The organism is Amycolatopsis sulphurea, assembly GCF_002564045.1.
Taxonomy (GTDB): domain Bacteria; phylum Actinomycetota; class Actinomycetes; order Mycobacteriales; family Pseudonocardiaceae; genus Amycolatopsis; species Amycolatopsis sulphurea.
Genome location: NZ_PDJK01000001.1, coordinates 120862 through 138667, shown reverse-complemented (window position 1 = coordinate 138667; position 17806 = coordinate 120862). Strand labels below are relative to the sequence as shown.

Sequence of the window (17806 nt, the reverse complement as noted above, 5' to 3'; positions counted from 1 at the left end):
TGTCCGTCAGTCGATTATGGTTGAGGCGGGCCACGTGCCGGGCGGCCGTCGCCCGGTCGGATGTCCTGGTCGCGTGGCGACGACAACACCCGCGGTGGCCCGGATCGGACTACTGCTGCCGGACCTGGCCGGGCTTGAGCGCGGCAAGTACGGCGGCCACGACCTCGTCCGGGGAACGGTGGTCGGTCTCGATCTCGACAGTCGCCACTTCGCGGTACACCGGCAGGCGAGCGTCCAGCAGTGTCTTGAACGTGGCGCGCGGGTTCACTCCGGCCAGCAGCGGGCGCGCGGTCGAGAGACCGGTCCGCTGCACCCCGGCGGCGAGGCCGACGTTCAGGAACACCACCGTGTGCTGCGCGAGGCGGGCGCGGGTGCCGGGAGCGAGCGGGGCGCCGCCGCCGAGGGAGAGCACGCCGTCGTGCTCCTCGAGCCCGGTGGCGACGACTTCCTCTTCCAGCGCGCGGAAGGCCGGTTCGCCGTCCTCGGCGAAGATGTCCGCGATCGGGCGGCCCGTGCGGGCGACGATGTCGTCGTCACTGTCGCGGAAGGGCACGTCCAGCGCGGCGGCCAGCATCGGGCCGACCGTGCTCTTACCCGATCCCGGCGGCCCGACCACCACCGCGCGCGGGCTCACCAGCGCTCCTCGAGCGCGGTCAGGTACGCCTGCGCATTGCGCCGGGTCTCGGCCAGCGAGTCACCGCCGAACTTCTCCACCGCGGCGTCCGCGACGACCAGCGCGACCACGGATTCCAGCACGACCCCGGCCCGCGGCACCGCGCACACGTCGGAACGCTGGTGGATGGCCACCGCCGGCTCACCGGTCGTGACGTCCACAGTAGACAGTGCTTTGGGGACGGTGGAGATCGGCTTCATGGCGACCCGCACGCGCAGCGGCTCGCCATTGGTGATGCCGCCCTCCAGCCCGCCCGCGCGGTTCGACCGCCGGGTGACGCCGACCGGACCGGTGCCGCGGTCGATCTCGTCGTGCGCCTGGCTCCCCCACCGGCGGGCGGTGGTGAAACCGTCGCCGACCTCGACGCCTTTCATCGCCTGCACGCCCATCAGCGCGCCCGCGAGCCGCGCGTCGAGCCGCCGGTCCCAGTGCACGTGCGAGCCGAGCCCCGGCGGCAGGCCGTAGACGAGCACCTCGATCACGCCGCCGACCGTGTCCCCCGCCTTCCGCACCGCGTCGACCTCGGCCACCATCGCCTCGGTGCCCTCGGCGGAGAAGGCGCGCACCGGGCTCTCGTCGATCGCGTCGAGGTCACCCGGCTGCGGCAACGGCCCCGCGGGCACGTCCGCGCCGCCGATGGAGACGACGTGACTGAGCACCTCGGCGCCCAGCAGCTGGCGGAGGAAGTTGCGCGCCACCGTGCCGAGCGCGGTCCGCGAGGCGGTCTCACGGGCACTGGCTCGCTCCAGTACCGGCCGGGCCTCGGCGAAGCCGTACTTCTGCATGCCGGGCAGGTCCGCGTGCCCCGGCCGGGGCCGGGTGAGCGGCTCGTTGCGGGCCAGGCCGGCCAGCTCGGCCTCGTCGACCGGATCGGCCGCCATCACCTTTTCCCACTTGGGCCACTCGGCGTTCTCGATCTGCACGGCGATCGGGCCACCCTGGGTACGGCCGTGGCGGACGCCGCCGAGGAACTGCACGTGGTCGGTCTCGAAGCCCATCCGCGGGCTCCGGCCGAACCCGAGCCGCCGCCGCGCGAGCTGCGCGGTGAGGTCGGAGGTGGTCACCTCCACCCCGGCGGGCATGCCCTCGAGCACAGCGGCGAGAGCGGGTCCGTGCGATTCTCCTGCGGTGATCCAGCGCAACACCGGCTAATCCTGTCACGGCCCACCCGCGGCCCCGGCAGAGGCCCTGGCCTCAGGCGACCCCCGATCCAGGGAGCGGGAACACCGCGCAGAGCCAGGTGGCCAGCATCAAGCCGGGCCCGTGCGGGACGAGCAGGCGCGGCGGGCCGTCTCGGGGCTGGGGTCGGTGCAGGCGGCGGTGGGTGAGTGCGGCGGACGGGGTGAGTGGGGGCGGGAAGGTTGGAGGGACAGGTGAGGATGGTGGGGCTGGCGGGATTGATAGGACTGCTGGAATAGGTGGAGTTGTTGGGGCGGGTGGGGCTGGAGCGTTTGCCGGGTTGGGTGAGGAAGAAGTCTCCACGGGTGAAGTGGCTGCTGGGGCTGATGTCCCTACGGGGACCGGGGCTGATGTGACTATTGGGGCAGATGTGATAAAGCGGGCCGCTGGGTTGAGTGAGGTTGCCGGGTTGAGTGAGGTTGCCGGGTTGAGTGAGGTTGCCGGGTTGAGTGAGGTTGCCGGGTTGAGTGAGGTTGCCGGGTTGAGTGAGGTTGCCGGGTTGAGTGAGGTTGCCGGGTTGAGTGAGGTTGCCGGGTTGAGTGAGGTTGCCGGGTTGAGTGAGGTTGCCGGGTTGAGTGAGGTTGCCGGGTTGAGTGAGGTTGCCGGGGCGAGTGAAGTCGTTGAGGTTGGAGTGGTTACGGAGGCGAGAGTGGCCTTGGTGATCGCCGGGACCGCTGGAGTGGGCGGGACCGAGGAGGACGGGACTGAGGATGTGAGCGAGCCGCCTGGCGTCGGTGAGGCCGTTGAAGGAGGCGGGGAGACAAAGGCGGGGGAAGAGCGGGGGTGATCCGGTCGGGGCGGAGCAGAGGGCAAGACGGGGTGCGGCCACGGCTGGGAATCGGGCGATGGGCGCGAGTTCGGATGGTCGTTCGAGGTCGTGGGGGTTGACGGCCGGTGCTCAGGTGGGCGTGGAGTGGGTGAGGAGAGGGCTCGCGGGCGGTGAAAGCGTCTGCGGAGGTGGGCTGTGGCAAGGCCGATAGTGCTGACCGCGGCGGCTAATGCTGCGGCGGCGGGTGGGGCCGGACCGCCGAGGGCACCGAGTACCGCGCCCAGGGCGCCGGAGAGTTTCACGTCGCCTGCGCCGAGGGCGCCCGGGGCGAGTCGGTGTACGAGCAGATGGGCGCCGCCGAAGAGGAGGCAGCCGGTTAGGGCGGCGAGGAGAAGGTGGGGGCCACCGTCCAGGGCGGCGAGGGTCAGGGCGATCGCGACGGCTGGGTAGGCGGGGCCGGTCAACACGTCGGGTAGTCGGTGGTAGTGGAGGTCGGTCAGGGCCAAGGGGACTCCTAGTACGGCGACCACCCAGGGCACCGGTAGCCACCAGGCGGGGAGCGCGCCGGATTCGGCCAGGGCGGCGGGGATTGCGACGGCGACCGCCACCATCGCGAGGGCAAGAGCGGTGGAGATCGGGGCGCCGGCTCGTTTCACCGCCAGCAGCAGCACGGGGGTGACCGCGACGGCTGCGAGTACTGCCATGAGGACCATGCCACCAGCGTGTCCGCGGGGCAGGGAGCTGCGCAAACGTCAGGCGTAGTGATGGTCCCTCTCGTGCGCGACACGCCGCGAGGTTCACTCGACGGAGCCGGTGGGGCGGGAATCGCGAGGGCGTTTCCGGGGGAGGCGCGGGGGCTGTTCGGGCTCCCGGAGGCGCGGGGCTGTTCGGGCACGCGAGAGGCGCGAGGCGACTGCCGGAAGAGGCCGGACGGTTCCCGGGGAGACGCGGGCCGGTTCCCGGGAGAAGCGGGACAGTTGCAAGGGAGGCGCGGGCCGGTTCCGGCATGAGAGAGGCGCGAGACGACATCCGGGAGAGGTCAGACGGTTCCCGTGGAGAGGCGGGACGATTGCCGAGGAGACGGTCGGTCGCCGAGAAGTGCCCGGCAGTACGGGCGCCCGGAGACGAGAAGCGCTCCCGGGAGACAACCGGACGGTTCGGACGATCCAGCAGGAAGTCGGGCGACCAAGTACGAGAACGCGACATCGACCAACCCGCGCAAGACTCAACCCCGCCAGACAAAGACGCAACCCGTCAGGAGACAGCCGGAAACCGAAGTCACCGGCCCACCGGCACCGTCCGGTCGCGGGGGCGACGAGTGCGGCGGCTGAGGAACGCCTGCCCGAGCAGCACCAGGCCGCAGAGAACGCACACCGCCTCGGTGATCACGCCCCAGTATTCGTACTGGCTGGTGAACTGGTCGTGCACGCCGTAGAAGCCCACCGTCACCGAAAGCAGGTAGGCGAGCAGGGTCACGCCGCCGAAGCCGAGGGTCAGGAAGGCCGGTAGCCAGTGCCGCCAGGTCAGCAGGGCCACCGCGATCAGCACCCCGGCCACGCCGTTGACCAGGAACAACGGACCCACCACGGCGATCTCCGAGTAGCCGCCGTGCCAGTACAGGATGAAGTGGACCGCCGCCGAACCTGCCAGGCCGAGGGCGCCGAGGGCGCGCATCCAGGTAGCCAGCATGGCCGTCTCCTTCCGCCGAGGGGGGACACGGCTTACACGGGCGAACGGAAGGAACGGTTCACCGGAAAGTGCGATGAACCGGAACGGGCCGGGGGCCGTTGCCCCGGATATGACTCCGGATACGACTGCCGAACAGCATTCCCGCCGTTCCGTTCTCACCGCCGGCGCCGCGGTCGCCGGGGCGGCCGTGGGCACGGTCGCGCTCGCCGCCTGTGGCGGTGGGAGCGGAGGCGGCGGCTCCAGCGCGCCCACCACGGCACCGGCCGCGGGCGGCGAGGTGCTCGCGTTGTCCGAAGTGCCCGTCGGGCAGGCGAAAGCCGCGAAAACGCCGGACGGGCAGGATGTGTTCGTCGCGCAGCCGACCGCGGGCACGGTCGCCTGTTTCAGCGCGATCTGCACGCATCAGGGCTGCACCGTCAACCCGCCGGAGAACGGCGTGGCGCACTGTCCTTGTCACGGCTCCGTGTACAACGCGCTCACCGGCGCGGTCGAGCAGGGGCCGGCGACCCAGCCGCTGCACAAGGTGGCCGTGAAGATCAGCAACGGCCGGGTCGTCACGGCCTGACCGGGACCGCCCTTTGTGGACACGCACCGTCCACAAAGGGCGGCCGGGTTCAGTCGTTCCAGGTGAACAGCTCCGCGCCGGCGACGACCTGCCGGCCGGCCACCAGACCGGCCAGCACGTCGGCCGGGGCGTCCAGGCCGACCACGGGCACGATCGGCGAATAACCCTTGGCCGCCACGGCCTCCGGGTCCCAGCCCACGACCGGCTGGCCGGCCCGCACCGCTTCGCCCTTCGCCACGTGCAGGGTGAAGCCCTCGCCCTTCTCCTTGACCGTGTCGATGCCCAGGTGCACGAGCACCGCCCGGCCGTCCTCGGTGGCCACCACGAAGGCATGCGGGTGCAGGGTCACCACCGTGCCGTCGACCGGCGCGACCGCGTCCGCCCGCCCGCCGGACGGGCGCACCGCGACGCCCGGGCCGACCATCGCCTCGGCGAAGACCGGGTCCGGCACCTCGCCGAGCGCGACCACCTCCCCCGCGACCGGGCTCAGGATCCGCAGGCTCACATCAGATCCTCGATGTCACTGGCGATGGTGTCCGCCTCCGGCCCGACGATCACCTGCAGCGCCGTGCTGCCCATCTTCACCACGCCCATCGCGCCGGCCGCCTTCAGGCCCGCCTCGTCGACCAGGCCCATGTCGTCCACCTCGCAGCGAAGCCGCGTGATGCAGCCTTCGATCTCGGTGAGGTTCTCCGCGCCACCGAGCGCCGCGAGAATCTTCTCCGGCCTGTCATCCGCCATCGCGGCCTCCTTGTATCCCGTTCGGTTCGCCACCTGGAGCAGTGGTGTGTACCACCAGTACTACGCCGCCCGCGCGACGCGCCCCGGCCCGGCGAACACGAACGGATAACGGTGGTTGACACCCGCTCGTCCGGCGGAGCATCCTGCCCCATCAGATCAATGGTCTAGACCGGAACGTACCAATCTTCCGGCCCGGACGCGAGCACCGGTCCTCCGGTGCGCGGAGAGGGAGGGTGACGCCGATGAGCGCGGCCGCGCACGTCCCGCCACCCGAGCCCGCCGAGCGGGTGGTCGAGGGCCCGACGCCGAAGCACGCCCAGCTGCGCGAGATCCTGCGCCGCTCGGTGGAGCGGGAGCTGCCGCCGGGATCACCGATCCCGTCCGAGCGGGAACTCGCGCAGCGCTACGGCGTGTCCCGGCTGACCGTCCGCTCGGCGATCGGGAAGCTGGTCGAGGAAGGCCTGCTGGCCCGGGTCCGCGGCAAGGGCACGTTCACCGCGGCCCGGCGGATGGAACTGCAGCTATACCTGATGTCGTTCACCGACGACATGCGCCGCCGCGGGCTGGCCCCGGCCACCGAGGTGATCTCGACCTCGACCGAGGTCCCGCCGGTCACCTCCGCGCACGCGCTCGGCCTCGCGCCGGGCGTGCCGGCGCACCGGCTGATCCGGCTCCGCCGCGCGGACGGCGTGCCGCTGGCCGTGGAACGCGGCTGGTATCACGCCGAACGCACGCCGGGCCTGCTCGGCCTCGACCTCACCAAGTCCCTGTACGCGGAACTGGCCCAGGCCTACGACCTGCGGCCGGATCACGCGTACCAGACGGTGTGGGCCGAATCCGCGGACCGCGAGACGGCGGGCCTGCTGGGCATGCGCACCGGCAGTCCGCTCCTGGTCTTCCGCCGGGTCTCCAGCGCGCACGGGGAGCCGGTCGAGGACATGACGTCCTGGTACCGGGGCGACCACTACCAGGTGACCATGCAGCTGGACCGGAGCATCCCGGGCTCCGGCGACGAACCCCACTATGGAGGTACCCGATGAGCGCCACCACCGCGGCGGCGGCCAAGGGCAAGAAGGGCGGCGGCCTCGCCGGGCTGCAGCGCTTCGGCCGCAGCCTGATGCTGCCGATCGCCGTGCTGCCCGCGGCCGGCCTGCTCAGCCGGCTCGGCCAGGACGACGTCTTCGGCAAGGACGGCCTGGGCTGGGACAAGGTCTCCGCCGTGATCGGCGGGGCGGGCGGCGGCATCTTCAACTGGCTGCCGCTGATCTTCGCGATCGGCATCGCGGTCGGTTTCGCCCGCAAGGGCGACGGTTCCACCGCGGTCGCCGCGGTGGTCGGCTGGGTCGTGCTGACCCAGGTGATCCAGGCGATCGCCCCGCTCAAGGACGTGACCGGCTACAAGGCGGACAAGGGCTGGGAGTTCCAGCCGATCCACTGGCCCTACAGCGTGCTGACCGGCGTGATCACCGGCATCGTGGCCGCGCTGCTGTGGCAGCGCTACCACCGGATCAAGCTGCCGTCCTGGCTGGCCTTCTTCGGCGGCCGCCGGTTCGTGCCGATCGTCACCGCGTTCGCGATGATCATCATCGGCGTCGTCCTCGGCATCGTGTTCAAGTACGTGGACCACGGGCTGAACTCGGTCGGCGAGGCGGTGGACGGTTCCCCGGTCCTCGGCGGCGGCATCTACGGCGTGCTGAACCGGCTGCTCATCCCGGTCGGCCTGCACCAGCTGCTGAACGTGCCGGTGTGGTTCATCTTCGGCGGCGGCGACCTGACCAACTTCTTCCACCACGTGCAGGGTTCCGGCTCGTTCATGACCGGGTTCTTCCCGATCTTCATGTTCGCGCTGCCCGCCGCGGCGCTGGCGATCTGGCGGACCGCGAAGCCGGGCCAGAAGAAGATCGTCGGCAGCATCATGATCTCCGCGGCGCTGACCTCGTTCATCACCGGCGTCACCGAGCCGATCGAGTTCGCGTTCATGTTCGTGGCCTGGCCGCTGTATCTGTTCCACGCGGTCATGACCGGCGTCTCGCTGGCGTTCTGCAACTGGCTGGGCATCAAGCTGGGCTTCTCCTTCTCCGGTGGCGCGATCGACTTCGCGCTGAACTCCTCGCTGGACACCGCGCACAAGGCCTGGCTGCTGATCCCGATCGGGCTGGTGCTGGCCGTGCTCTACTACGTGGTGTTCCGGTTCGTGATCACCAAGTGGAACCTGCCCACGCCGGGCCGCGAGGACGATTCGGTGGAGGCCGACCTCGAACGCTCGGCCGCCAAGTGAGCAGCCCCGACCAGCCAGAGAGGACGACCATGCCGGAGAAACGCGTCACGGTGGCCAGCAAGGTGGGCCTGCACGCCCGCCCGGCCGCGCTGGTGGCCAAGGCGGCCGCGGCCCAGCCGGTGGCGGTGCGGATCGCCAAAGCCGGTGGTGAGCCGGTGGCCGCGGGCAGTGTGCTCAATCTGATGACCCTCGCCGCCGCGTTCGGCGACGAGGTGGTGATCAGCGCCGAGGGCGAAGGCGCCGAAGCCGCGGTGGACGCCGTGGCCGAACTCGTCGCCACCGACCTCGACACGCCCTAGCCTCGCCCCCGGCAACGCTGTGAAGGGGCCCTTCACGGACTCTGAGTCCGTGAAGGGTCCCTTCACGGACGGGGCGCCGGGAGCAGCCGATACGCTGGGCCGTATGGAAAGCCTGCGCCTGATCGACGAGTGGCCGGTGGACGAGACGGCGGCCGGGGTGGTCGGCACGGACGGCGTGATCCGCGGACGGCACGGGGACCCGGCCCGGCCGTTCCGGCTGGCCTCGGTGACCAAGCTGCTCACCGCCTACACCGCGCACATCGCGATCGAAGAGGGCGTCTTCGAGCTGGACACCCCGGCCGGGCCGGCGGGCTCGACCGTGCGGCACCTGCTCGCGCACACCTCCGGGCTGGCCTTCGACGCGCACAAGGTGATGGCCGTGCCGGGCACCCGGCGGCTGTACTCCAACGCGGGTTTCGAGCAGCTGGCCGAAGCGCTGGCCGAGCACGCCGGGATCGCCTTCGCGGACTACCTCGCCGAAGCGCTGCTGAGCCCGCTCGGCATGACCGCGACCGAGTTGGCCGGTTCACCCGCGGCAGGAGCCACCTCCACCCTCGACGATCTGCTGCGGTTCGCCGCCGAGCTGCAGTCGCCGAAGCTGCTCGCGCCGGAGACCCTGCGGGCGGCCACCGAGGTGGCCTTCCCCGGGCTTTCCGGCGTGCTGCCCGGATTCGGGCACCAGAAGCCGAACGATTGGGGCCTCGGCTTCGAGCTGCGCGACCACAAGAGCCCGCACTGGACCGGCGCGCACAGCTCGCCCCGCACGTTCGGCCACTTCGGCCAGTCCGGCACGTTCCTCTGGGTCGACCCGGATGCCGGGTTCTCCTGTGCGGCGCTGACCGACCGGTCCTTCGGCCCGTGGGCGGCCCAGGTGTGGCCGCCGTTCACCGACGCCGTCCTCGCCGAGCTCACCGCGTGAGAATCCGCGTCACGCTGGCGGTCGCCACGGTGCTGGCCGCCGTCGCCTGTTCGGCTCCGGACGACCCGGCACCCTCGGCTGCGCCCTCCCCGGCCGCCGATACTCCGGCGCCACTGGGCACGGGTGGTGCCGCCGCGCCACAGCTGAACTGGACCCGCTGCAACGGCGGGTACGAGTGCGCCACGGCACCGGTGCCGCTCAGCTACCGCGAGCCGGGTGGCGCGAAGCTGGACCTGTCGGTGATCCGGCTGCCTGCCACGGATCCCGCGCACCGCCTCGGTTCCCTGATGATCAACTTCGGGGGACCCGGCGCGGACGGGATCAGCGAGCTGACCCGGTTCGGCGGCCGGTATCCGGCCGAGCTGCGGGCCCGGTTCGATCTGGTGAGCTTCGATCCCCGCGGGATCGGCGGCAGCTCGCCGATCCACTGCCCGGGTGCCGACCGGCTGCCCGCGCCCGGTTCTCCGTTGCACGACAACGGATTCTGGGCGGCGAGCGCGGCCACCGGCAAAGCCTGCGCGGCCGGTTCCGGCGCCGAGCTTGCCCATCTGTCCACCGCGAACGTCGCGCGGGACATGGAACTGCTCCGGCAGTCGCTCGGCGAGCCACAGCTGAACTTCTACGGGTATTCGTACGGCACCTACCTAGGCGGCACGTACGCGAACCTGTTCCCCGACAAGCTGCGCGCGATGACCCTCGACGGCACGCTCGATCTCGTCGCCAACTCCACCGGTCAGCCCGGCACGCAGAACGCTCCGGTCGACGTACGCGCCGACGTCGCGACAGCGCAGCAGCACGAGCTGGAAGCGTTCTTCGCTGCGTGCAACGCTGCGGGGCCGGGGAAATGCGCTTTCGCCGGCGGTGATCCGAAAGAGAAATTCGCCGCCCTGTACGCACGATTGACCCACGGCGGCGCCGGCGGGGTCACTGTTGCGTCCCTGATGCAGACTATGGACCGTTCGCTGTACCAGTGGTCGCGATGGCCTCGGCTCGCCCGTACGCTGGCCGCGCTCGTCCCGTCCGCACCGGTCTCGCCAGCGCCCGTAGCCGATCCGTGGGTACCCACGCACTCGCCGGGATTCCTTGCCGTGCAATGCCTTGACAGCGATTTGCCGCAGGATCCCGCGCAGTACCGCGAACTCGCGGCCCGCGAGGAGCAGCGGCAGCAGTATTTCGGGCTGGCGCCGGTGTTCGCCATGGCGCAGTGCGTCGGCTGGCCCGCGCACGACGAGGACCGTTACCTCGGCCCGTGGAACCGGCCGCACCGGCATCCGGCGCTGATCCTGTCCACCCGCCACGATCCGGCCACTCCCCTGGCCAATGCCCAGGCCACAGCGAAGGAATTGGGCGACGGGCGGGTGCTCACCGTCGAAGGCGCCGGGCACACCACACTCGACGTGCCCAGCAAGTGCGCTTCGGCGGCGATGGTGCGGTATTTCGTGGATCTCGCGGTGCCCCAAGAGGAAGCCACCTGTCCACCGGACGTGGGGCCGTTCCCCTGACCGCTGGAGAGCGCTACGCCTGCGCGCGGCCGATGATCTCGTCGATCACGTCGTTCTTCGCGTCGGCGTAGTTCTGGATGTAGTCCCAGGTCCGGGCCGCGAGTTCGCGCTTCTTCGCCAGGTACCGGCCGAGTTCCTCCGGATGCGTCCGCAGCCGGTCGCGGAAGAGCAGGTACCGCGGCGTCTGGCCGTCGCCCGGCGAGTGCACGTGGAGGTTGATGTTCGTGTCCGGGCCCTTGAAACAGCGGTGCTTCTCCCAATCCGGCTCTCGGATCACCAGCCGGTAGCCGGCCCCTTCCAGCAAGGGAACGTAGGCCGCCTCGTCGTCGGAATCGGGCACTTCGAGCAGAATGTCGATGATCGGTTTGGCCGCCAGGCCCGGAACCGACGTCGACCCGACGTGTTCGAGCAGCACGATCCGGTCGCCGAGCACCGCACGCAGGCGGGCGGCTTCGCGGTCGAACAGCCGCGGCCATTCGGGGTCGTACCCGGCGAGCGTGACCGTGGTGCCGAGCCGGGGCGGCTCCCCCACCCAGGCGGCGCGGATGGCGTCCTCGTCGTTGACCTCTCTCGACACCGGAATTCCCCTCAGGCGGCCCGACAGTACGTCAGGAGATCGGCAGCGGCAGGACGTCGCCGGTGGCCGACCGCAGCGCGGCACGCATCTCCGCTCGCGGCGCGGGACGGCCGGTGAAGTGCTCGACCTGCCCGAAAGCCTGGTGCAGCAACATATCCAGCCCGGTCGCGAGCTTCCCACCATGCGCCGCAACAGCTTCGGCCAGCGGCGTCGGCCACGGGTGGTAGATCACGTCGAGCACGCTGCCGATCCGCGACAGCTCCGCGACATGCGGCTGCACGGCTTCCGGCGGCACCGTGCTGATCAGCACCGCCGCCTCGTGCGCGAGCTTCGCGAAGTCCACTTCGGACCAGGTCAGCACGTCGACGCTCAGCCCGGCTCGCCCGGCCGCTTCGAGGGTCTCCCCGGCCCGCGCCGGATTGCGGACGACCAGCTGTGCCGAGCCGACTCCCAGCCCGGCCAGCCCGACCACTGCCGCGGCCGCCGTGCCACCCGAGCCGAGCACGACGGCATGGTCGCCCGGGGCAGGCAGGTAACCACCGGCCACCTGCAGGGCACCGGTCACGCCCTCGACGTCGGTGCAGTCGGCAAGCCAGCCTTCGGCGGTGCGCACCAGCGTGTTCGCCGCACCGGCGGCAGCCGCCCGCGGGGTGACCACGCCGGCATGGTCGAGCGCAGCCCGTTTGCCGGGCATGGTGACCGACAGCCCGATCCACTCCGGACCGAGCCCGTCGACGAACCCGGGCAGCTCGCCGGCGTCGGTCTCGAACCGGTCGTAAGTCCAGCCGGACAGGCCGAGCGCGGCGAACGCGGCGCGATGCAGCACCGGAGACAGGGAATGCGCCACCGGCTTCCCGAGCACGCCCGCCCGGCGCGGGAGATCAGTAGGCGCCACGGGACTGTGCCAATATCCGGTTCTGGTTGTGCTCCTCGTTCGTGACCGCGAAGCAGGAATGCCCGTCCTTCTCGCACTTCACGAAGAACTCCCAGTCGCCCGGCGTCGGCTTGACCGCGGCCTTGATGGCGTCTGTGCTGGGCACCCCGATGGGCGTCGGCGGGAGACCGGTGTTCGCGTACGTGTTGTACGGGCCGGCCTTGTCCCGGTCCTCCGGCTTCGTGAGCAGTGTCGGGCGGTCGAGCGCGTAGTTCACGGTCGAGTCCAGCTGGAGCTTCATGTTCTTGCCCAGCCGGTTGTAGAGGACCCGCGAGATCTTGCCGAAGTCGGGGGTGATCGCCTCGCGCTCGATGAGCGAGGCGATGATCAGCGTCTGGTACGGCGTCATGCCCGGGCCGGTGTTCTGCGGGCCGAGCCCGGCCGCCTGGATCGCCCCCGTAGACTGGTGCACGAGGTCCTTGACCAGCTCGTCGGCCGTCCAGCCGGGTTTCACGTCGTAGACGCCGGGCGCGATCAAGCCTTCCAGGCGCTTGTCCTTGGCGGCGGCCTTGTCGGCGTTCTCGACCGCCCAGGTGGGCACGCCGAACGCCTTGAGGTCCGCGTCGGCGACGGTCTTGCGCAGCGCGTCCACCGGAATGCAGGTGCTCTTGCCGTTCAGCGTCGCGCAGGAAGCCTTCGACATCAGCGTGAACACCCCGGGGGTGACCTTGCCGTCGGCCTGGGTGATGTCGTCGAACTGCGTGTACGGGCGGATCTCCAGCCGTCCGACGCGGGCCGACGGGGAGGTGATCGCCTCCACCGCGCTGACCCCGGACATATGCTGTTTCAGCAGGTAGTAGCCCTGCTGAATACGGCTCAGCGCGGCGTTGTCCGCACCGGCCTTGACGAACGCCTTGGTGCTCGCGACGACCCCGAGGCCGGTCAGCTTCGCGCCGATGGCCGAGGTGGTGTCCCCGTCTTCCACCTGCACGAGAGCGTCGCCTTGCCCGGAACCGTCGAAATCGTCGTAGCCGAAGAACTTCTCGTAGCCGAACCAGGCGCCGCCGGCGAACAGCACCAGCACGACGATCGCGGCGACCCAGCCGAGTGTGCGTTTACGACGCCGGCGCGGCTTGGCCGGGGCCTCGTCCGGAGGCGGGTTCTCGGCGTCTTCGTATTCGCCTTCGTACTCGCCGTCGTCGCCGTCCTCGTATTCCTCGTACTCGCGGTAGTCGTCGTACTCGTCGTCGAAGAGGTCGTCGAGGTGTTCGCGGGGCTGCTCGGCGGGTTCGTCGAGCAGGCTCGGGATGACCTCGGTGGGCTGTTCCGCCAGCGGGAGCCTACGGGGGTCGCGCGGCATCGGACCGGCGGCGTACCGCGGGTCGGGCGGCATCGACGGGTGTGGGCCGGGGGCGGCGAACCGCGGATCGTGCGGCATGGAGCCCTCGGTGAACCGCGGGTCCGGGGGCATCGACCCGTCCGTGACCCGCGGATCCGGCGGCATCGAAGCGTCGGCGAAGCGCGGATCGTGCGGCGTCCAGCCTTCAGCGAACCGCAGGTCCGGCGGCATCGAGCCGTCCACGAACCGGGGGTTCGGCGGCGCGATCGGCCGGCGCCGCGGCGGCCGGCCGGGCGCGGCCGGGGGTTCGGCGGCCACCGGGTTGCCGACGTCCGGGGTAGGCACCTCGCCCAGCTCCCGGCGCCGGCGGCCGGTGGCGCGGGGATCTTCGGCGTATTCCTCGTTATACGGCTCGGGTTCGGGCTGGGGCGGACGGCGCCGCGCCGGTGGCGGCCCCTCGGCGTTCCCGGCCCGACGACGGCGTGGGTGCGCCTGTTCCCCTGCCTCGCCACGAGGACCGCGCGGCGGGGGCTGCTCGGCATCCGGCGCGCGGCGGCGACTCGGTTGCGGAAGCGGCTCGCCCTCGTCGAGGAGACGCCCCGGCGGTCCCTGTTCACCCTCGTCGAGCAGGCGCGGGCCGGGCGGCGGAAACTGCTCAGCTTCGTCCACACGACGGCGGCCCGGCGGCGGCTCACCCTCGTCCACATGACGGCGAACGGGCGGCAGCTGCTCACCTTCGTCCGCGCGACGGCGGCCCGGCGGCAGCTGCTCACCTTCGTCAAGACGGCGACGACCCTGCGGCAGCTGGTCCTGCTCGTCCGCGCGGCGACGGCGCCGGGGCGGCGGCTGCTCGGCATCCGCGCTCCGGCGGCGGGCGCGCGGCGGCGCCTGCTCGTCCTCGCCTTCGGGGCGGCCGGGCGGGGGTAACGGCGCACCCGGCGGAGGCTGTTCGGGCTCCGGCGCGCGGCGGCGCCGGCCGGGGCGCGGGCCGTCCTCCGGACGGATCCGGCGAGGGGCGGCCCGGTGGGGTTCGGCAAGCTCGTCCAGCTCGGGTGCCCGGCGGGGCGCGCCGGGGGGTGGCTGGCGGGTGCCGTCCGCGCGGCGGGGGCGCCGGACGGGAGGTTCGCCCGGAGGCCGCCTCCGGCGACCCGGGTTCTCGGGACCGCGGGGCTCGGTCATGAGTCGCCTTCCCGGGCCCGGTGCGCAGCGGCGGCGTCGAGCCAGGCCTGCAGGATCTCCACGGCGGCGGCCTGGTCGACCACCGCACGCTGCTTGCGGCCCTTGACTCCGCGCTGGGACAGCATCCGGGACGCGGTGACCGTGGTCAGCCGCTCGTCGGCCAGCCGGACCGGGACCTCGCCGACGCGGGCGGCGAGGCCGTCCGCGTACGCGAGCGCCAGGTCGGCGGCGCTGCCCTGGCGGTTCGCCAGCGTCCTGGGCAATCCCACGATCACCTCGACCACCTCGTGTTCGGTGACGAGTTCGGCAAGCCGGTCCAGATCGCTGTCGTTCTTCGCATCACGGGAGAGGGTAACCAGAGGACTGGCGAGGATGGGGGCGGGATCGCTCAGCGCCACACCGACCCGGACAGAACCGACATCGACCGCGAGGCGTCTGCCCCGGCCCGGATCGGACGCGCCGGGCCGGTCCGGGCCTCGATGCGGCTTAGCGGGCAACGCCGGCGACCGCCGCGCGCACCGCGGCCGTGGCCTGCGCCGCACCGGCCGGGTTGGTGCCCCCGCCCTGGGCCATGTCCGGCTTGCCGCCGCCCCGGCCGCCGATCGCCTCGGCGAACGAGGGCACGAGCTTGCCCGCGGCGAACCCGCGCTCGCGCGCCGCCGCGGTCGTGGCGACCACGAACGCGATCTTCTCCCCGGCCGGGGAGAACAGCGCGACCACCCCGGGCCGCTCGCCGAGCCTGCCGCGGATGTCCGCGGCGAGCGCACGCAGCCCGGTGCCGTCCACGTCCGGCACGACCTCGGCGACCACCGCGACGCCACCGGCGTCCTCGGCCTTGTCCGCCAGCGCGCCGGCCGAGCCGAGCACCTGCTGGGTGCGCAGCTGCTCGATCTCCTTCTCCGCGTTCTTCAGCCGGGTGAGCACGTCCTCGATCCGGGCGGGCAGCTCGTCGGAGGGCACCTTGAAGGTGTTCGCCAGCTGCGAAACCAGCAGCTGCTCCTTGCGCACGTGCTTGAGCGCGTCCGGCCCGACCAGCGCCTCGACGCGGTGCACCCCGGAGCCCACCGAGGCGTCCGAGACCAGCTTGACCAGGCCGAGCTGGCCGATCCGCTCGACGTGCGTGCCGCCGCACAGCTCGCGCGAGTACTCGCCCATGTCGACCACGCGCACGTCGTTGCCGTACTTCTCGCCGAACAGCGCGACCGCGCCCAGTTCGAGGGCCTTGTCCTTGGTGGTGGTGTAGCTGCGCACCTCGACGTCGGTCTGCAGGTAGTCGTTCACCTCCTGCTCGACCTCGGTGAGGATGTCCGAGGACACCGCGCCGGGCGTGGTGAAGTCGAACCGCATCCGGCCGGGCGCGTTGAGCGAACCGGCCTGCGCCGCGCGCTTGCCGTAGGCACCGCGCACCGCCGCGTGTACCAGGTGGGTGGCCGAATGCGAGCGCTCGATGGACAGCCGCCGCGTCGCGTCCACCGCACCGGTCACCCGGGTGTCCAGCCCGACCTCGCCCGCGGTCACCTCGACGCGGTGCACGAACAGGCCCGGCACGATCTTCTGCACGTCGAGCACCTTCAGCTCGACACCGTCGCCGAGCAGCACCCCGGTGTCCGCGATCTGGCCGCCGCTCTCCGCGTAGAACGGGGTGCGGTCCAGCACCAGCTCGGCCCGGTGGCCCGCCGCGACGCTGCGCACCGGCAGGCCGTCTTCGAGCAGGCCGACCACCTTCGCGTCCGCCTGCAGCTCGGCGTAGCCGAGGAACTCGGTCTCGCCGTGCTGTTCGAGCAGCTTGCGGTATTCCGACAGGTCGCCGTGGCCGCTCTTGCGGGCCGCCGCGTCCGCCTTCGCGCGCTTGCGCTGCTCGTTCATGAGCGTGCGGAAGCCGTCCTCGTCCACGGTCAGGCCCTGCTCGGCCGCCATTTCGAGGGTCAGGTCGATCGGGAAGCCGTAGGTGTCGTGCAGCTGGAACGCCTTGTCCCCGGCCAGCACGTCGCCGCCGCCGCGCTTGGTCTCCGCCGCGGCCAGGTCGAAGATCCGCGAGCCGCTGGTGAGGGTGGCCAGGAACGCCTCTTCCTCGACCCGCACCACCTCGGAGATCCGGTCGAAATCGGTGACCAGCTCGGGGTAGGTCGGCCCCATCGTCTGGCTGACGATCTTCGCGAACTCCTGCAGCACCGGCTCCTGCACGCCGAGCAGCCGGGTGGAACGCACGATCCGGCGCAGCAGGCGGCGCAGCACGTAGCCGCGGCCGTCGTTGCCGGGAGTGACGCCGTCGCCGATCAGCAGCACGCCGGTGCGCGCGTGGTCGGCGATCACCCGGAAGCGCACGTCGTCGAGGTGGTTGGCGCCGTAGCGGCGGCCGGAGAACTCCTCGGCGCGGCCGATCACCGGGCGCACCAGGTCGGTCTCGTAGACGTTCTCGACGCCCTGCAGGATCGTCGCCACCCGCTCGACGCCCATGCCGGTGTCGATGTTCTTCTCCGGCAGTTCGCCGATCGGCGGGTGACCCAGCTTCGGGCTCAGGTCACCGCGCACGTCCTGCATGAAGACGAGGTTCCAGATCTCGATGTAGCGGTCCTCGTCGGCGATCGGGCCGCCCTCGCGGCCATAGGCCGGGCCACGGTCGTAATAGATCTCCGAGCACGGGCCGCCGGGACCGGGCACGCCCATGTCCCAGTAGTTGTCCTTGCCATCGCGGACCTGGATGCGCTCGCCCGGCATGCCGGTGATCTTGCGCCACAGCCCGGCCGCCTCGTCGTCGTGCTCGTAGACGGTGGCCCAGATCCGGTCCGGGGCGAGGCCGAAACCGCCGTCGGCCTGAGACCGGGTGATCAGGTCCCAGGCGTTCTCGATCGCGCCGTCCTTGAAGTAGTCGCCGAACGAGAAGTTGCCGGCCATCTGGAAGAACGTGTTGTGCCGGGTGGTCTTGCCGACCTCGTCGATGTCCGGGGTGCGCACGCACTTCTGCACGCTGGTCGCCCGCGGGTAGGGCGGCGGCACCTCGCCGAGGAAGTACGGCTTGAACTGCACCATGCCGGCGTTGACGAACAGCAGGTTCGGATCGTCCAGGATCAGCGGGGCACTCGGCACCCGGGTGTGGCCGCGGCTCTCGAAATGCCGCAGGAACCGATCGGTGATCTCGTGTGTGTCCACGGGGTGTCCTCAGGATGGGTCCGGCCCCGCACGCGCGGCGGCCGGGAAAGACGGGAGAGGGACGGCGACGGCG

17 protein-coding genes and 2 pseudogenes are annotated in these 17806 nt (G+C 71.5%); 8 read left to right on the top strand and 11 right to left on the bottom strand.

What is annotated here, in order from left to right; all coding sequences use genetic code 11:
• Positions 1-109 precede the first annotated feature (109 nt).
• Both ATK36_RS00690 and aroC read right to left on the bottom strand, forming a co-directional pair.
• A complete protein-coding gene (locus ATK36_RS00690) occupies positions 110-634 on the bottom strand; it encodes a shikimate kinase (protein ID WP_170069529.1) in 525 nt (174 codons plus the stop codon).
• Complete coding sequence (gene aroC / locus ATK36_RS00685) at positions 631-1818, bottom strand: chorismate synthase (RefSeq protein WP_098509363.1); 1188 nt, start codon at positions 1816-1818, stop codon at positions 631-633. Before aroC ends, ATK36_RS00690 begins: the two co-directional genes overlap by 4 nt.
• A gap of 314 nt (positions 1819-2132) precedes the next feature.
• Here aroC and ATK36_RS32685 point away from each other — a divergent pair, with 314 nt between their 5' ends.
• Positions 2133-2639, top strand: a complete 507-nt coding sequence (locus ATK36_RS32685) for a hypothetical protein (RefSeq protein ID WP_211291817.1) — start codon at positions 2133-2135, stop codon at positions 2637-2639.
• Between the two features lie 212 nt (positions 2640-2851).
• Here ATK36_RS32685 and ATK36_RS33130 read toward each other — a convergent pair.
• Positions 2852-3232: pseudogene (locus ATK36_RS33130) on the bottom strand (prepilin peptidase); the annotation flags it as partial.
• Positions 3233-3899: 667 nt separating this feature from the next.
• Positions 3900-4310 carry a hypothetical protein gene (locus ATK36_RS00675; protein ID WP_170069528.1) on the bottom strand — a complete coding sequence of 137 codons (411 nt, stop codon included), beginning with the start codon at positions 4308-4310 and terminating at the stop codon, positions 3900-3902.
• 73 nt (positions 4311-4383) lie between these two features.
• Here ATK36_RS00675 and ATK36_RS00670 point away from each other — a divergent pair, with 73 nt between their 5' ends.
• Positions 4384-4875 carry a Rieske (2Fe-2S) protein gene (locus ATK36_RS00670; RefSeq protein ID WP_245914127.1) on the top strand — a complete coding sequence of 164 codons (492 nt, stop codon included), beginning with the start codon at positions 4384-4386 and terminating at the stop codon, positions 4873-4875.
• 49 nt (positions 4876-4924) lie between these two features.
• On the opposite strand, the gene ATK36_RS00665 is transcribed toward ATK36_RS00670, so the two are convergent.
• Positions 4925-5380, bottom strand: coding sequence for a PTS sugar transporter subunit IIA (locus tag ATK36_RS00665; RefSeq protein ID WP_098509360.1), 456 nt, complete (start codon positions 5378-5380; stop codon positions 4925-4927).
• Positions 5377-5616 carry a PTS sugar transporter subunit IIB gene (locus ATK36_RS00660; RefSeq protein WP_098509359.1) on the bottom strand — a complete coding sequence of 80 codons (240 nt, stop codon included), beginning with the start codon at positions 5614-5616 and terminating at the stop codon, positions 5377-5379. The genes ATK36_RS00665 and ATK36_RS00660 overlap by 4 nt, the downstream gene beginning before the upstream one ends.
• A 242-nt stretch (positions 5617-5858) precedes the next feature.
• Here ATK36_RS00660 and ATK36_RS00655 point away from each other — a divergent pair, with 242 nt between their 5' ends.
• The 5 genes from ATK36_RS00655 to ATK36_RS00635 all read left to right on the top strand — a co-directional run bounded on the left by ATK36_RS00655 (position 5859) and on the right by ATK36_RS00635 (position 10614).
• Positions 5859-6656, top strand: a complete 798-nt coding sequence (locus tag ATK36_RS00655) for a GntR family transcriptional regulator (RefSeq protein WP_098510227.1) — start codon at positions 5859-5861, stop codon at positions 6654-6656.
• Positions 6653-7894, top strand: coding sequence for a PTS transporter subunit EIIC (locus tag ATK36_RS00650; protein WP_098509358.1), 1242 nt, complete (start codon positions 6653-6655; stop codon positions 7892-7894). Before ATK36_RS00655 ends, ATK36_RS00650 begins: the two co-directional genes overlap by 4 nt.
• Before the next feature lie 29 nt (positions 7895-7923).
• On the top strand, positions 7924-8193 hold the full coding sequence (locus ATK36_RS00645; RefSeq protein ID WP_098509357.1) for an HPr family phosphocarrier protein: 270 nt from the start codon (positions 7924-7926) through the stop codon (positions 8191-8193).
• A gap of 103 nt (positions 8194-8296) precedes the next feature.
• Positions 8297-9112 (top strand): serine hydrolase domain-containing protein, encoded by an 816-nt coding sequence (locus ATK36_RS00640; protein WP_098509356.1) that lies wholly within the window; start codon positions 8297-8299, stop codon positions 9110-9112.
• A complete protein-coding gene (locus ATK36_RS00635; RefSeq protein ID WP_245914125.1) occupies positions 9109-10614 on the top strand; it encodes an alpha/beta hydrolase in 1506 nt (501 codons plus the stop codon). The genes ATK36_RS00640 and ATK36_RS00635 overlap by 4 nt, the downstream gene beginning before the upstream one ends.
• 16 nt (positions 10615-10630) lie before the next feature.
• On the opposite strand, the pseudogene ATK36_RS00630 reads toward ATK36_RS00635, so the two are convergent.
• From ATK36_RS00630 to mltG, 3 genes and pseudogenes are all read right to left on the bottom strand, one after another.
• Positions 10631-11191: pseudogene (locus ATK36_RS00630) on the bottom strand (GrpB family protein); the annotation flags it as partial.
• 31 nt (positions 11192-11222) lie between these two features.
• Positions 11223-12086, bottom strand: a complete 864-nt coding sequence (locus tag ATK36_RS00625; protein ID WP_281258978.1) for a shikimate dehydrogenase — start codon at positions 12084-12086, stop codon at positions 11223-11225.
• The gene (gene mltG, locus ATK36_RS33125) at positions 12073-13749 is read right to left on the bottom strand and encodes an endolytic transglycosylase MltG (protein WP_342751980.1); all 1677 of its coding nucleotides are present in this window, start codon (positions 13747-13749) and stop codon (positions 12073-12075) included. Before mltG ends, ATK36_RS00625 begins: the two co-directional genes overlap by 14 nt.
• Before the next feature lie 141 nt (positions 13750-13890).
• Between mltG and ATK36_RS33120 the strand changes: the two genes are divergently transcribed.
• Positions 13891-14331 (top strand): hypothetical protein, encoded by a 441-nt coding sequence (locus ATK36_RS33120; RefSeq protein WP_245914123.1) that lies wholly within the window; start codon positions 13891-13893, stop codon positions 14329-14331.
• A gap of 248 nt (positions 14332-14579) precedes the next feature.
• Here ATK36_RS33120 and ruvX read toward each other — a convergent pair whose 3' ends face one another.
• Together ruvX and alaS are read right to left on the bottom strand one after the other, a co-directional pair.
• Positions 14580-15080: a Holliday junction resolvase RuvX gene (gene ruvX, locus ATK36_RS00610; RefSeq protein ID WP_098510223.1), complete on the bottom strand. Its 501-nt coding sequence runs from the start codon at positions 15078-15080 to the stop codon at positions 14580-14582.
• The gene (gene alaS, locus ATK36_RS00605) at positions 15070-17733 is read right to left on the bottom strand and encodes an alanine--tRNA ligase (RefSeq protein WP_098509354.1); all 2664 of its coding nucleotides are present in this window, start codon (positions 17731-17733) and stop codon (positions 15070-15072) included. The genes ruvX and alaS overlap by 11 nt, the downstream gene beginning before the upstream one ends.
• Between the last annotated feature and the right edge of the window lie 73 nt (positions 17734-17806).